The 13367-nt window shown below is 43.4% G+C and carries 16 protein-coding genes; 11 read left to right on the top strand and 5 right to left on the bottom strand.

The genetic code is table 11. The features are described 5' to 3' along the window. Positions 1-26: 26 nt before the first annotated feature. From FHS86_RS01625 to FHS86_RS01615, 3 genes are all read left to right on the top strand, one after another. The gene (locus FHS86_RS01625; protein WP_429410437.1) at positions 27-548 is read left to right on the top strand and encodes an FKBP-type peptidyl-prolyl cis-trans isomerase; all 522 of its coding nucleotides are present in this window, start codon (positions 27-29) and stop codon (positions 546-548) included. A gap of 65 nt (positions 549-613) precedes the next feature. Beyond that, positions 614-1099, top strand: coding sequence for an RNA polymerase sigma factor (locus tag FHS86_RS01620; RefSeq protein ID WP_429410435.1), 486 nt, complete (start codon positions 614-616; stop codon positions 1097-1099). Positions 1100-1110: 11 nt separating this feature from the next. Further along, positions 1111-2088: an anti-sigma factor gene (locus FHS86_RS01615; RefSeq protein WP_429410433.1), complete on the top strand. Its 978-nt coding sequence runs from the start codon at positions 1111-1113 to the stop codon at positions 2086-2088. A 36-nt stretch (positions 2089-2124) separates the two neighbouring features. Here the strand turns inward: FHS86_RS01615 and FHS86_RS01610 are convergent, their stop codons facing one another. The 4 genes from FHS86_RS01610 to FHS86_RS01595 all read right to left on the bottom strand — a co-directional run bounded on the left by FHS86_RS01610 (position 2125) and on the right by FHS86_RS01595 (position 6959). Then, positions 2125-2787 (bottom strand): DUF4276 family protein, encoded by a 663-nt coding sequence (locus FHS86_RS01610; RefSeq protein ID WP_429410430.1) that lies wholly within the window; start codon positions 2785-2787, stop codon positions 2125-2127. Next, a complete protein-coding gene (locus FHS86_RS01605; protein WP_429410428.1) occupies positions 2787-3854 on the bottom strand; it encodes an AAA family ATPase in 1068 nt (355 codons plus the stop codon). The genes FHS86_RS01610 and FHS86_RS01605 overlap by 1 nt, the downstream gene beginning before the upstream one ends. Before the next feature lie 127 nt (positions 3855-3981). Beyond that, on the bottom strand, positions 3982-5865 hold the full coding sequence (locus FHS86_RS01600) for a right-handed parallel beta-helix repeat-containing protein (protein ID WP_429410426.1): 1884 nt from the start codon (positions 5863-5865) through the stop codon (positions 3982-3984). Between the two features lie 146 nt (positions 5866-6011). After that, positions 6012-6959 carry a LysR family transcriptional regulator gene (locus tag FHS86_RS01595; protein ID WP_429410424.1) on the bottom strand — a complete coding sequence of 316 codons (948 nt, stop codon included), beginning with the start codon at positions 6957-6959 and terminating at the stop codon, positions 6012-6014. A 104-nt stretch (positions 6960-7063) separates the two neighbouring features. Between FHS86_RS01595 and FHS86_RS01590 the strand changes: the two genes are divergently transcribed. Then, positions 7064-7501, top strand: coding sequence for a Dps family protein (locus FHS86_RS01590; RefSeq protein WP_429410422.1), 438 nt, complete (start codon positions 7064-7066; stop codon positions 7499-7501). Between the two features lie 67 nt (positions 7502-7568). After that, positions 7569-8294, top strand: coding sequence for a peroxiredoxin (locus tag FHS86_RS01585; protein ID WP_429410420.1), 726 nt, complete (start codon positions 7569-7571; stop codon positions 8292-8294). Between the two features lie 33 nt (positions 8295-8327). Here the strand turns inward: FHS86_RS01585 and FHS86_RS01580 are convergent, their stop codons facing one another. Then, positions 8328-8870, bottom strand: a complete 543-nt coding sequence (locus tag FHS86_RS01580; RefSeq protein WP_429410418.1) for a hypothetical protein — start codon at positions 8868-8870, stop codon at positions 8328-8330. 86 nt (positions 8871-8956) lie between these two features. Between FHS86_RS01580 and FHS86_RS01575 the strand changes: the two genes are divergently transcribed. The 6 genes from FHS86_RS01575 (at position 8957) to FHS86_RS01550 (ending at position 13305) form a co-directional block, all read left to right on the top strand. Next, positions 8957-9367, top strand: a complete 411-nt coding sequence (locus FHS86_RS01575) for a TM2 domain-containing protein (RefSeq protein WP_429410416.1) — start codon at positions 8957-8959, stop codon at positions 9365-9367. A gap of 118 nt (positions 9368-9485) precedes the next feature. Continuing rightward, complete coding sequence (locus tag FHS86_RS01570; protein WP_429410414.1) at positions 9486-10190, top strand: hypothetical protein; 705 nt, start codon at positions 9486-9488, stop codon at positions 10188-10190. Next, entirely contained in the window at positions 10165-10629 is a 465-nt protein-coding gene (yidD, locus tag FHS86_RS01565; protein ID WP_429410412.1) for a membrane protein insertion efficiency factor YidD, read from the top strand. Before FHS86_RS01570 ends, yidD begins: the two co-directional genes overlap by 26 nt. Beyond that, positions 10626-11462, top strand: a complete 837-nt coding sequence (locus FHS86_RS01560) for a hypothetical protein (protein ID WP_429410410.1) — start codon at positions 10626-10628, stop codon at positions 11460-11462. Before yidD ends, FHS86_RS01560 begins: the two co-directional genes overlap by 4 nt. Continuing rightward, complete coding sequence (locus FHS86_RS01555; RefSeq protein ID WP_429410408.1) at positions 11389-12270, top strand: tetratricopeptide repeat protein; 882 nt, start codon at positions 11389-11391, stop codon at positions 12268-12270. Before FHS86_RS01560 ends, FHS86_RS01555 begins: the two co-directional genes overlap by 74 nt. Before the next feature lie 93 nt (positions 12271-12363). Beyond that, complete coding sequence (locus FHS86_RS01550) at positions 12364-13305, top strand: outer membrane beta-barrel protein (RefSeq protein ID WP_429410406.1); 942 nt, start codon at positions 12364-12366, stop codon at positions 13303-13305. Positions 13306-13367 lie beyond the last annotated feature (62 nt).

Here is a 13367-nt window from a genome sequence, read left to right as displayed (position 1 = left end):
CATTTATCAACTTAATTGAATACAAAATGAAACGTACTGCTTTCTACATAATTTCCCTGCTCATTGCACTCTTCTCGATGGCTGCATGCGATTTAAACAACAACGATGCTTACGAGGAATACCAGAAAGAATGGGAAGCCTACCAGAAAAAAGTGCAGGCCCAGTACCAGGCCGATTCATTGCTGATCAGCGATTACCTGGCCGAGCATGATTCGGTGGCCGAGATCCACGAAGCGTCGGGCATCTTTTACCACATCATTGCCGAAGGTGAAAGCCAGCGCCCCGATATTTACTCCATCGTTGAAGTTTCGTACAAGGGCATGTTGCTCGATGGCACTGTATTCGATCAGACCGATACCGACATGACGGCCACTTTTCAACTCAGTAATCTCATCAAAGGCTGGCAGGTTGGAATACCCCTCATCGGGACTGATGGCAAAATCATCCTTTACCTGCCATCGTACTACGGCTACGGCGAAAGCGAATCGAAAACCATTCCGGCCAATTCAGTACTTATTTTCGAAGTCGATCTGCACAGCTTTTATTAAAACACATTTTATCTGTAACTTTTTCTGCCCCTGTCCGTCTTATTCGATGTAAACCTAATCGATGAATGACGACCAAAGAGTACAACCTCATTGTTGAGCAATATGCCGACGGCCTTTTCCGCTTTGTGCTGAAGAATATCAGGGATCACGAGCGAGCCAATGATCTGGTGCAGGACAGTTTTGAGAAATTGTGGCGCAACTGCCGCGATGTTACTTTCTCGAAAGCCAAATCGTACCTCTTCAGTATTGCACACAACACCATGGTCGACATGATCAGAAAGGAGAAACGGATGATTGTTACCGACACTTCAGAAATGCCCGAGAACTCGCACTCGCGACACTATTCCGATTTAAAGGAAGTGCTCGACGAAGGCCTTAAAAAGCTGCCCGAGGTGCAGCGTTCGGTCCTGCTGCTTCGCGATTACGAAGGCTATTCGTACGAAGAAATCGGCGACATGTGCCAGCTCAGCGAATCGCAGGTGAAAGTATATATTTACCGGGCAAGGGTATTTCTGAAAAATTACATCGGTCAGATTGAAAAAGTATTATAAAAAGAGACAAAATGAATATCACACGCAAAAATTACGAAAGCTATTTTATCGATCTGCTCGATGGCACTTTGACCACGCGGGAGACCGATGAATTGCTCGACTTTTTGCGTGAAAACCCCGACCTGGCCGAAGAGCTGAAAGGACTGGAAGCGATTCATCTGAAAGCCGATGAAGCACTTGTCTTTGATAAGCAATCGCTTTTAAAAGGAGACTTTGATCATCCCGAGCTTTTAGAAGACAGCTGTATTCGCTATGTCGAAAACGAATTAACAAACGATGAAAAGCAGGCATTCGAAAGCTATGTTTCAAGTCATCCCGTAGCTGCCCGCCAGTTACAACTTTACCAGGCAACAGTATCAGAACCTGATTTGCTGCTTACTTATCCCTACAAAAAGCAGCTTAAACGTTCACGGAAAATCGTGGCTCCGGTATGGCTTGCAGCGGCTGCCTCGATCGTACTGGCCCTGGTTTTCTGGTTTAACCGGCCGGCAGCAACCAGCGTGCTGAATGTAGCCGAAATTGCGCCCTTGAGCGAAACTCCAAAGGCAGTGCTAAATACCGACCAGCTAAGGTCTGAAATGGCTACCCTTGAGATGGATGCTGCTTTTGAACAAGCAAGTCAGCAACAAGAAGAGGTAAGGCCTCGCCAGCGTGAAGCAATGTTGATGCCCCTGATGGCCGGTATCACTGAAAGCGTTAAGGCAGCAGCGTCTGCACCCTACGATGATCACCTGCGGGAATTTGGGAAGACAGAGCAGCCAAAGCTCAACACCGAGCCTTTTCCCACCATCAATGAATTACTGGCCCGTGAGATCAGCGAGTTCGATCCACGCAACGAAATGGACAAGTTTGCCCAGCTTGCTTTGAATAAAATTAAACAGGTAAGCGATGAGAAACTTGATTATTCGGTCGATAAGGGGAAGATTGACAAAATTGAATACAACTCGAAATTATTTGCCTTTTCGATTCCGGTAAGAGGTAAAGAATAGAAGGTGCCAATGAACTAAGCAAATACCTTATAGAATCTAATACCAAAGCGTTTCTAATCTTTCGATCCAGTTATTAAATCGTGGACTTTTTGCTCTCATTCGGTCTAATCCAATCGCCTCAGCCAGAATATGTCCATACACAATTTTATTGTAACCAAGAATTATTCTTGCCAAACGATGAGAGGGGGAAGTTTCATTATTATTGTTGATCATTTCCGGATTATCATATTCTTTAAAAACCTGTTTCAACTCATCAACACCAATTAATTCATCTGGAGGAATTTGCTCTTGAAAAATAGTTATATCATTAAATAAGAGCCCTTCAAATTCATGAAGTTGCAAATATGGAATAAAACGAAATCGTAAAGAGCTTTCAATATCATCTTTCATTCCAAGCTCTAAATTTTGCATTCTAAGATTCTTATCTGCTATCTTTTCTGATTCCTCCCACTTAGGAAATTGGTATTTACTATATAAACCGTAATAATCAATTAATGTTGTAACAAACGCATTCGCATCATTTCTTAAATGAAGCGTAATTTGTTTTTTCAACTCAAGCCACTTTACCATACCTCCCATTGATTTCTTTATCAATGGAGCTTGCAAGTAGATGTCAATCTTAGCAAAATATGGAGTCAGAATTGTATTGCAAAATTCTTTCTCGGTTTCACCTTCGCAAACAACAATAATCCGTTTCATTATTTAAAGTTTGGCTGCCCGGTTGCAATAATATTTCGTTTCCACAGATCATCAATAGTATAGTCTTCAAGCCATTCGTTAAAATTATCAACATTTAAACGATTAAACTTAGAACAACCGTCTATTTGGTCAACGGTTATTATAGATTCTGGTGAAAAATGACTTATTAAATCGGTAGATTGAGTCGCGATGATTACCTGACACCCCTTTGTTGAAACTGATTTTATCATTCCTGCTAATTTTGATATCGCAGTAGGATGTAAGCCCAATTCAGGCTCATCGATTATAATGGTATCGGGGAGATCTGGTTGCATGAACAAAACAGTTAATGCAATAAACCTAATTGTACCATCCGACAAATCTGAGACACCGTAAATTATATCGCTAAACTTATCTTTCCATTGCAGTTTTATATAATCTTCATTGTTGGGGATAAGCTCAAAATCGAGAAAATATGGCGCAATTGATTGGATTGTTTTCACAATACGATTATAAACGATTTTAGCATGCTGCTTAATTGAATAAAGAAATGCCGCTAAATTTGCACCGTTACTATACAAATAAAAAATGTCATTTTCAGTATGACTGGGAATTGTAAAAGGAGATTTGTCGCTTGTATTATGAAAATGATATTTTCTAAATCCATTCAAATATTTAATAACATATTTAGCCCTGAAATGATCAGTTATTTTTATACGCGCTTCCCTTTCTGAGCGACCAATACTAATTCCGGAATCACTTCTGAATAATAGTCGTTCGTCAGTGAACACGAAGCCACTTGTACCTAATTTTAATTCAACAAAATAACCATTCAATCCATTTTCGAACTCAACTTTAAATGCTATCCTATCCGTAACTTTTTGGCCTTTATGAAGTATTTTATTCTCTCCTCCTGTTAGCGCTATGTATTCATGAAGGTTTCTATTGTACAGCCGGTTCAAAAAGTCAAAGAACGAAATAAAATTACTTTTACCACTGCCATTGGCTCCTATCAAGAGATTAATAGGTTTTAAATCAATCCGTTCATTCTGGATTGATTTAAAACCTGATATTTCAATATAGTCCATTTAGTCTATTTTAATCTTTAAGATCAAAATTAAGAAATAAAAAGACACCTTCTAATAAATCATTGCGCCAAGCCTTCTTTAGTATGCTATTAATTGTAAGGTAGTTCAATACAATTTTAATCTGTGCTTACTTTTTTATCGGATAGGCTCCTATCCCCACTTCTTTTTTCCTGTTAATCATTTGCATGATCTCAGATGGAAGCTTTGCCGAATTGTAGGCCGCTTCCACTCCCGCTTGTAGCCGATAGTTGCCCAGCTCGGAGCTCATAAAGGGAGATCCCCCGTAATTGCTGACATCGTAGCTGTTTTGTTCGTACTCCGGATGATCATTTCGAAAAGCAGCGACGGAAGCATAGGCATTCTGACATTTTTCATTGTCAGCAGGACTCCAAAGTATCAGCGGTACTTTACTCTCTTCCGTATTTCGGATATAAAGGTTGTGATCCATCACCTGCAGCGGATTAGCACCGGCACTTTCACAAACTGCAGGTGGTTGCCATACAAACAAAAGCTGACGTTGGTAGGCAGCATCGGCTACCAGCAGGTTATTAACAAATTCGTGTCCGACCCTTTCGTCAACTCCCGGACCAGTTGCAGGGTGCCAGCCAAAATGATCGCCCTCGGCACTCCGTTCATTGCGGCCAATACAGGCCATGCTGTTCACAAAAGTGTTGTTATACGCTTTAACATCGCTACTGTTGAGCACCATCATTCCGTGGTCGCAGTTCACAAACACATTCCCGGCACAAAGGGCTCCCTTCGATATTTCGAAAAAGAATCCGTTCTGACTGGGCCACAGCTGATCGGTAGGTGCTTCGCCCTGCCAGAAACCAACTCCCTCGATCCAGTTGTTGGTAAATACGCCGTCGATATTGCCCACATCGTACCAGATGCCGTTGGAGAAAGGATGATCGATGACCAGGTTGTCGTTACAGGTAACACGGTAGCACTGATTAAAAATTTTCACGGCTGCCGGAAAATAACCGGTAATTTCTTCAATGTTGTTTCGGGTAAAGATGTTTTTCTCGAGCAGGACATCGTTCGAGGCCAGAATAAAAATCCCTTCGGTACTGGTATCGCTGATCCTGTTGTTTCGAAGTGTCAGATGATCGCCCCGCAGGTAGCCTGCCACTCTTGAGCAATACGATATCTCACAGTTTTCGATGGTGGTTCCCACCACATCCTTTCCGTGTTCCGATTCGGGAGATACGCCTTCGGGATCTTTTCCCTGAATTTCGAGGGCCCTGTAGGCATATTGTGTGAAGGTGATGCCCCGCATGGTATAGCCTTTGCCATCGGAAGCCTTGCCATGAACATCACCAATCACTCTTTCGAGGCCCACGTTCCAGGCGGTAATTTCAACCTGCTTACCTTCAGGATTTACCCCAATGTAAACCAGTCCTGCTTCGTAATCGATGTAGAATGAATTTTCATCCACATCGCCTTCCCAGCCCACAGCACTCAAAAAACGGCCATCGACAAAGACCATGTCGTCGTTGAATTTGTAAAGCGGGGTAAACATGCCCTGGCGGGTGCGTACCCACCAGCTTTGAGGTGCTGATGGAAAGAGTTTTTCCCATTTGGTAATCCACAGCTTATTGCGCAGTGGTGTCCATTCATCGGCAATCAGAGTACCTTTCAGTACGGGTTGTTCATCGGCATAGGGCTGGATGACAACTCCCTGATTCAGCTGGAGATCGCCGGTACGATAAGTTCCGCCTCTCAGCACAATGGCATCGCCGCCTTCTACTTTGGCAATGGCGTTTTCAATACTTGTAGGTGCATCAATGCTGCTTCCACTGGCATCATCACGGCCATCGGGCGCAACATAATAAATACGCCCATCCACCTCGGGCAGCTGATAATTTTGCTTTACCGGGCCATAAGGTCCACCCGAAGGCTGTGCATATACTCCCGTCATCATCAGCAGCATCAATGCCAGACTCCCTATCCTGGCAAAAAAGATGCGACTTCTAAAGTTTTTTTGCTTCATCTCGATTTTGTTATTCATTTTGTTGACTTCATTTTTGCTTTTAAAAGCATTTCCAAAGCCTAATTTAATAAAGACTGTTCATAAAACAGACGCTTAAAGTAGCATCATCAATTTGACCCCTCATTTTTACGAAAAAAACAACCACCCATGCCGGCATTTGATATTTATACCTTGATACCGGCTGGTATTGCCTTGCCACGATCGTCCTTGAGCATGCGTCGTGGAATTACCGACATGGCATGCTCAAGAAAGAGCTTAATGAGCCTTTCACTTTTCAACAAACGTGTGGTCACCATGCTGATTTCACGTATCGGCACGGTAGCTGCAATGGACTTGATCATCTGCTCTTTTTCGGGCCCAACCGAAAGGGTCGCCAGTTCGGGAATAAAAGTAATTCCCCCGACCTGTTCCACAATGCGGCTCAACGATTCAATAGAATTCGACAGGTAGACCATGTTTTGATGCTCGCCGGGTGTTTTGGCATAAATACACACCGAGTCGACCTGATTCTGAAAGCAATTCCCCTCCTCGAGGTACCACATTTCACTTAAATCGACTTTATCAAGATCGATTTCATCGTATGAATACAGGGGATGCTTGTCGGAAACATAAAGAAAGAACTGCTCATAAAACAAAGGTTTAAATAGCACACCTGCCGCTTCAACCGGTGTTGAAATAAATCCGGCATCGAGCGATCCGGTTTTGAGTGCGGTAATGATTTCCTCAGTTTTCAATTCAGTAACTGTAAGTCTGATGGACGGATACTGCTTCGAAAAAGCGGTCATGAACATCGAAAACCAGTAAGGGGCCAATGTTGGAATCACGCCTATTTTCAGTTCACCCTCAGGTTTTGCTTCCAGATCGAAAGGCAGATTCTTCAGGTTCTCGGATAGCTGAATCAGCTCACGCGCTTTCTCAATGAACAGCTCCCCTTCGCTGGTTGCTTCCACCTTGCCCGATGTACGCCTGAAAAGCTGCATGCCCAACTCCTCTTCCAGACGGGATACCTGCAGGCTCAGTGCCGGTTGCGAAATTCCTAGTTTTTTAGCCGCATGCGAAAACGACCGGTAATAACTCAGTTCAATTACATATCCAAGTTGAAGAAGTGTCATAGCTATAATATTTTACTTATAGGTCTATTTGATTCATTAAATATAAGCAATATTACTTTTGAACTATCAAAACAAAAATTAACAATCATTAAAAACAAAGAAAGATGAAAACAACCAGCGTAGAAAATTTAAACAAAGTATTGGCCAATCTTCAGGTAGTATATCAAAATTTCAGAACCATGCATTGGCTGGTAAAAGGAAGTGACTTTTACATGTTGCACAATAAATATGAGGAAATGTACAACGAAACAGCCGAAGTGGTTGACGAAGTGGCCGAAAGAATACTGACACTCGGAGGCACCCCACTGCATCAGTTCAGCGACTATGTTTCTCATTCAAACATCGCTCCGGTAACCGAAGTGCCCAAGGGGAAAGCAAGCCTGCAAATTGCCGTTGACAACTACAATGCCCTGCTGAATAACTACCGTGAAATTATTGCTGAAGCGGCCGAAAACGGCGACGAGGGAACTGTGGCCTTATTCAGTGAACTGATTGCCTCCAGTGAGAAAAAAGTATGGATGCTTACTGCCACACTTTCATAATGCCACTTAAGCGAGAAGCCATAAAACACACAATCATATTATTGTAAAATCATTTAAAACAAAAAAAATGGAAAACATCAATCAGGAAGTAAAAGTAGTATCACTTCCACGCATAGGCGAACCAGCCCCCGAATTCAAAGCAGTAACTACCCAGGGCGACATCAATTTTCCCGCCGACTACAAAGGCAAGTGGGTGATTTTATTCAGCCATCCTGCTGACTTTACACCCGTTTGTACTTCAGAGTTCATGACTTTTGCCTCGATGGAGGACAAGTTTGCCGAAGCCAATTGTAAACTCGTTGGTTTATCAGTCGACGGGCTTTACAGCCACATTGCCTGGCTGCGCACCATCAAAGAGAAAATCGAATACAAGGGAATGAAAGATGTTGAGGTGAAATTCCCCCTGATCGAAGACATCACCATGGATGTGGCTACCAAATATGGCATGATTCAGCCAGGTGAAAGCAATACAAAAGCAGTAAGGGCCGTATTTATTATCGACCCAAAAGGAATCATCCGTACCATTATTTATTACCCATTGAGTTTAGGACGTAATTTCGACGAATTATACCGTGCGCTTATTGCACTCAAGACCGCCGACGAATTCAATGTAGCAACTCCGGCCGACTGGCGTCCGGGCGACGATGTAATCGTTCCAACTGCCGGATCGTGTGGCACAGCCAAAGACCGCATGGATAGACAGGAAGAAGGTGTAGAATGTAAAGACTGGTTCTTCTGCACCAAGAAGCTCGACAAAGACGAAGTGCTCGGCAAAGTGCTGAACAAAAAATAATTCATTAGCCCCAAATACCTTCAGGCCTGCCCCTTACGGGCGGGCTTTTTTATTGAGCTGCTCCCTGATTTGCCTGATGCGCACCGACATTCCTGCTCCCGGCTTTCGCTCAATCATTGCATCCATGTGAGCCAGCAACTCCCCCTCCAGTTCGGGATAAATAAGGCAGACCTGATAAAAAAATTCGAGGCCCAGGCCCTGAGTCGAGACCTTTGCCCTGGCATTGTTCATCCATTCAATACTTCGTTCAAGCAAGGCTCCGGCATATTCTTCATCGATGGGACAACGCAAAATCAGCTTCATGGCGTGCCTGATAAAACTTTCATTTTTGGTTCTCAACACCAATTGATACAGTTCATCGAGTATGGGTAAAATAAAGCGATGGTCCTTCTCTGTTGCATGATCCATGATCCACAAAAGCCGCCAGCCTTTTTCGGGTGGCCGGTCGCGCACCATTTCCCAAATGGTGAGAAAAAGCTCCCTGCTTTGGCATGTTTTTTGGAACATCAGTTCATATTCTGCCTTTGAATAAGCAGTATACAGAAAATTTTCTATTTCAGTAGTCGTCATCAACATAAAAATAAACTAATTTTGGTTTTCATAATAAAACAAACAGAAGTTTCTTGATTGAATATAAATTAATCCATTAAACCTTTTATTGTATGAGAAAAATTGTACTATTCCTTGCAGTAGTCATGGGCCTTTTGATGGTTCAGCAAAGTCATGCATCAACGTATCGACTCGACGAAGCTGCAGTTGACCAGTTATTTGACAGCGCCATCGAAACCAGCATGCTCGAAAGCGGAATTACAAGTGCCGGCATGTCATCGACCGACTACACTGTTGAGGGCAAAGACCCGATGGTAGCCATCTTACTCGACTTCTTTCTGGGTACGCTGGGAATCCACCGTTTCTACCTGGGTACCGAACCCATTTCAGGAATTGCCTACATCCTAACCTGTGGTGGTTTTGGTGGCATCATTCCACTGATCGACCTTATCATGCTGGCTGTTAACTACGAAGACATTTCTCCCTATGTTAACAACCCGAAATTCTTCATGTGGGTAGAATAAGAAAGCAACATACAGAAGCCTGTTTAAAACAAACAGGCTTCTTTGTTAAACCCTTCAGGTTTTCTATTTAAAATTGTGCAAACCTCATTTTCATTAGAAAGTAGATTCTTTTTAGCCCATGGTAAAACTATTGAACCTCTTGCTGTTTTTAATGATCGCTGGCACAGCCAATGCACAACATGACCGCTATGTATCGCTACAGCAACAAACCGAAGTGCTTGAAAACCGCAAAAAAAGTACCAGTACAATTGAGTTGTATTACGACAGACAACGCCTGTTGCTAACAAAATACTACTCAGCTCCCGATGAGATGCTAAGCATTGCGAACCAGCTGGGTGAACTCACGCTGTACTATCCGGCGCGCAACGAAGTGCTTTACAGGCAGGCTGAAGGCTATACAAGCAAACGTTCATTGCTTTTTTATTTTACCAACAACCTGACCGACGACCTCGGACTGGCCGATGAAGGCTTCACCCTCACCAGCCGGAATTACGAAGGCAACTTATTGGTCACCGAATGGACAGCTCCGGAAAGCATGCAGCTTATCAGCCGGGTAAAAATGGTATTCGAAGGGGCCAATCCGGTATATGCCGAATACCTCACAGCAAAAGGGCAAACAACAAAGAAAATCTATTATTCACGGTATGCCGATTTCAACAGTTTCAGAATGCCCATGCGCATTACTGAAATTACATACCGCGAAAAAGGTGATTCAATTATTAATCGCACCCTTTTCTCCAATGTTCAACTGAGTGATGAAGCACACAGCGAATACTTCAATTTTAAAATTCCCGAAAATGCGAAGCCACTTACTTCAAATTAGTTTGGCCACAACCTTGTTCATTTCAGGTTTTTTAGGGATGAAAGGCCTACAGGCACAAACCATCAATATAAAAAGCGACCTTGAACAAATTCAAAAAAAGCTGCACAAACAGAAAACTGTGCATTCAACAAGGCCTTACATTTATAAGAATGAAACGCCGTCGTTCAAAACACTCAACCCGATAAGCCTGGGCTATGGTGGCTTGCTTTTTGTTTATCAGAATACCATTTCGCAGCATTTCTCGGCCGATTGCCTTTATCACCCCAGTTGTTCTGATTTCAGCAAACAGGCCGTGCATGAGTTTGGCCTGATAAAAGGCGGGTTGCTGACTTTCGACCGGCTCAACCGCTGTAATCGTTTATCATCGGTCGATTTGCTTCCCTCCGATTTCGATCGGCACACGCACAGGGCTCACGATCCTATTAGCAAATACCAATGAAGACCATTTTCATACAGTGCTTACTGTTGATTACCCTGGCCGCTGCCGGCCAGAAAAAAGCCGACAGCCGATTCATTGAGCATTTGCTGAACCAGGGTGCTTATCGCGAGGTAACTTTTTTACTCGACAGCAGCCGTACCAGCTACAACGACTCACTCCATCATTTCAAAGGTCAGGCCCACTACCACCTGAAAGAACTAGTTTTATCGACCGAAGCCTTGTTAAAGGTAAGCCGGCAATCGGACTTTTATTTGAAATCGCGCTTTTTTGCAGGCAGCAATTGTATTTTCAACAACAAATACGAAAGAGCGACTTCCATTTTTAGTGAAATTGATGCCAAAGAAGGCTCAGTTAGGACACTTCGAAATTTCGAACTCAACGGCATCAATGTGCTCAATGGACACTATGCGCTTGCAGCTAAAAACTGGCAAAGCATCGACTCTTCACTTTCTGTGATTTATGAACCACTCAGCAGCCTTAAAAATATTACCCTCGAACTGGAGCAACATCGCGCCAAATCGCCGGTGGTGGCGGGTCTGCTTTCGGCCCTTGTTCCCGGGAGCGGAAAAATATATGCAGGGAAAACAGGACAGGGCATAGCAGCGTTTATTGCTACCGCCGGTCTGGGCCTTATTTCCTGGGAAAACTACAACAAACTGGGAGCGACTCACATTAAAACCCTTGCCTTCGGAAGCGCTTTTGCTGCTTCCTATGTTTCAAACATCTACGGATCAGTAATGACCGCTAAAATTGTCGAAAATGAATACCAACAAGTCATGCATCAGCAGGTTCTTTTTCATTTGCACATTCCTTTGCGTAACTATTTCAGGTAGCTTTGCCGGGCAAGGAAAAGCCGACAGCCTCTTTGCCAGTGCCAACTACTTTGAAGCGGCCATTGAATATGAGCGGTGCATCTTTTATGAATCAGACGCCGGAAGAATTCAAAGTCTGCAATTCAATAAAGCGCTTTGCTATAAAGAAAACGGCGAATATGAACGTGCTGCTGAAAACCTGCAATCCATCTATTTTTCAAATAGTACGGATACGCTTTATGCGCTTGTAAATTACGAACTTGCCCTTTGCACTTACCTGAATGGTGAAGCCCAAAAAGCACTTTGGAAAATCGATGAATTTTTGGCACGCTCGGGCGACAGTAACACCTGGCTTAGTTTCCTTCCGCTAAAAACACTTTGCCTCAACGAACAACACAACTGGAACGACGCCCGTGCCACACTTCAGCATTATTTTAGCAAAACGGCTGTTGACCAGGAACAGGCTTTACAGCTGAACGCGCTTACCGACTCATTGTATCAGAACGAACTTCCTAAAATCAAAAATCCCCGTAAAGCCGAAAACCTATCGCGCTTCATTCCCGGATCGGGTCAGGTATATGCAGGCAAAGCAGGCGAAGGCATGCTGAACTTTTTGATCAATGCATCGCTGCTTGGCTTTAGTGTACACCAGTTTTATCATGGCTATTACATTACCGGCTACGTGGCCGGACTAGGGATGCTCAGTAAAATATATCTGGGCGGAGTAAAACGGGCAGGCGATCTGGCCCGGGAAAAAAACAGGAATTCACTTTCCGATTTTAATCTTGCTGTCAACCAGTTAGTCATACATTCTCTTCAGGGCGAATAATTTTTCAAAAGCTGCTGTAACATTTTTCCGGCCTTTGCCGTCATACGGTCAGAAACATTAACACAGAAAACACAAACAGAAAAATAAATAGCCATGAAAACACTTAGTATTTTATTCGTCATCAGTTTCTTTTTAAGCACAGCTTACGCACAAACGACCACAAGCAAAACAAGCACCGATGAATTTGACATCCTCATCGAAAAAGAAGAACTCAATGTTGAGCAAAGCACAACAAAAAGCCCGAAAAAGGACACCGTTCAGATTCGTGTAGGAAAACACAATGTTGAAATTATCAGCGACAGCAACAACACCACCATTGATGTTGAGAAACTGGAAGATTTTGAAAGCCAATGGGAAGAAGGAGCATGGGACAAAGAAAACAACAAGATTGAGACCATTAAAATCAACCGGAAGAAAAAATTCGACGGACACTGGAGCGGTTTAGAGATTGGTGGCAATCTGCTGTACAACACCGATTATTCGATGTATCCCGAAGGAACACCTGCTTTTTTGGATACCAGGGCAGAAAAATCGTTCGAATTCAACTGGAATTTTGCCGAATACAGCTTTGGTTTTGGTTCGTATGTTGGAATTGTAACCGGACTTGGACTGAACTTTAACGACTACAAATTTCGCAACCGGTTTACCATTGCACGTGATGAAAGCGGAATGATTCAGCCCATTGCCCTGCCTGAAAATGATTTCAGAAAGAGCAAGCTGTCAACAGTGTACCTGACGGCTCCGCTAATGCTTGAAATTCAGATACCCGGAAACCATGGAGAGGATCGCATGTTCATCGCCGGCGGCTTAATTGGCGGACTGAAACTGGGCGACCATACCAAAACAAAAATCGGGAACGAGAAGAACAAAGACCGCAGCGACCACAACATTGCTCCTGTTCGCTGGGGATATACCGCCCGAATTGGCTTCGATGACGTAGGCATTTTTGCTACTTATTACAACACGCCCCTGTTCGAAGACGGAAAAGGCCCCCTAACAACTCCGGTAACTCTCGGTTTTACCTTCACCTTTTAATTACATACATCATTTTTAAATCCAGGCTGGTGTACAGTCTGGATTTTTTTTGCTTAAAAATC

It is taken from the genome of Roseimarinus sediminis (genome assembly GCF_050433125.1).
In the GTDB taxonomy this organism is placed as follows: domain Bacteria; phylum Bacteroidota; class Bacteroidia; order Bacteroidales; family Prolixibacteraceae; genus Roseimarinus; species Roseimarinus sediminis.
The sequence above is the reverse complement of the archived record's forward strand: the minus strand, read 5'-3'. Positions and strand labels throughout refer to the sequence as shown.

Excerpts from the sequence above, each read along its gene's own strand:
- FHS86_RS01625 (WP_429410437.1), top strand. The coding sequence starts at position 27 with ATGAAACGTACTGCTTTCTACATAATTTCCCTGCTCATTGCACTCTTC.
- FHS86_RS01620 (WP_429410435.1), top strand. The coding sequence starts at position 614 with ATGACGACCAAAGAGTACAACCTCATTGTTGAGCAATATGCCGACGGC.
- FHS86_RS01615 (WP_429410433.1), top strand. The coding sequence starts at position 1,111 with ATGAATATCACACGCAAAAATTACGAAAGCTATTTTATCGATCTGCTC.
- FHS86_RS01610 (WP_429410430.1), bottom strand. The coding sequence starts at position 2,787 with ATGAAACGGATTATTGTTGTTTGCGAAGGTGAAACCGAGAAAGAATTT.
- FHS86_RS01605 (WP_429410428.1), bottom strand. The coding sequence starts at position 3,854 with ATGGACTATATTGAAATATCAGGTTTTAAATCAATCCAGAATGAACGG.
- FHS86_RS01600 (WP_429410426.1), bottom strand. The coding sequence starts at position 5,865 with ATGAATAACAAAATCGAGATGAAGCAAAAAAACTTTAGAAGTCGCATC.
- FHS86_RS01595 (WP_429410424.1), bottom strand. The coding sequence starts at position 6,959 with ATGACACTTCTTCAACTTGGATATGTAATTGAACTGAGTTATTACCGG.
- FHS86_RS01590 (WP_429410422.1), top strand. The coding sequence starts at position 7,064 with ATGAAAACAACCAGCGTAGAAAATTTAAACAAAGTATTGGCCAATCTT.
- FHS86_RS01585 (WP_429410420.1), top strand. The coding sequence starts at position 7,569 with ATGGAAAACATCAATCAGGAAGTAAAAGTAGTATCACTTCCACGCATA.
- FHS86_RS01580 (WP_429410418.1), bottom strand. The coding sequence starts at position 8,870 with ATGTTGATGACGACTACTGAAATAGAAAATTTTCTGTATACTGCTTAT.
- FHS86_RS01575 (WP_429410416.1), top strand. The coding sequence starts at position 8,957 with ATGAGAAAAATTGTACTATTCCTTGCAGTAGTCATGGGCCTTTTGATG.
- FHS86_RS01570 (WP_429410414.1), top strand. The coding sequence starts at position 9,486 with ATGGTAAAACTATTGAACCTCTTGCTGTTTTTAATGATCGCTGGCACA.
- yidD (WP_429410412.1), top strand. The coding sequence starts at position 10,165 with ATGCGAAGCCACTTACTTCAAATTAGTTTGGCCACAACCTTGTTCATT.
- FHS86_RS01560 (WP_429410410.1), top strand. The coding sequence starts at position 10,626 with ATGAAGACCATTTTCATACAGTGCTTACTGTTGATTACCCTGGCCGCT.
- FHS86_RS01555 (WP_429410408.1), top strand. The coding sequence starts at position 11,389 with ATGAATACCAACAAGTCATGCATCAGCAGGTTCTTTTTCATTTGCACA.
- FHS86_RS01550 (WP_429410406.1), top strand. The coding sequence starts at position 12,364 with ATGAAAACACTTAGTATTTTATTCGTCATCAGTTTCTTTTTAAGCACA.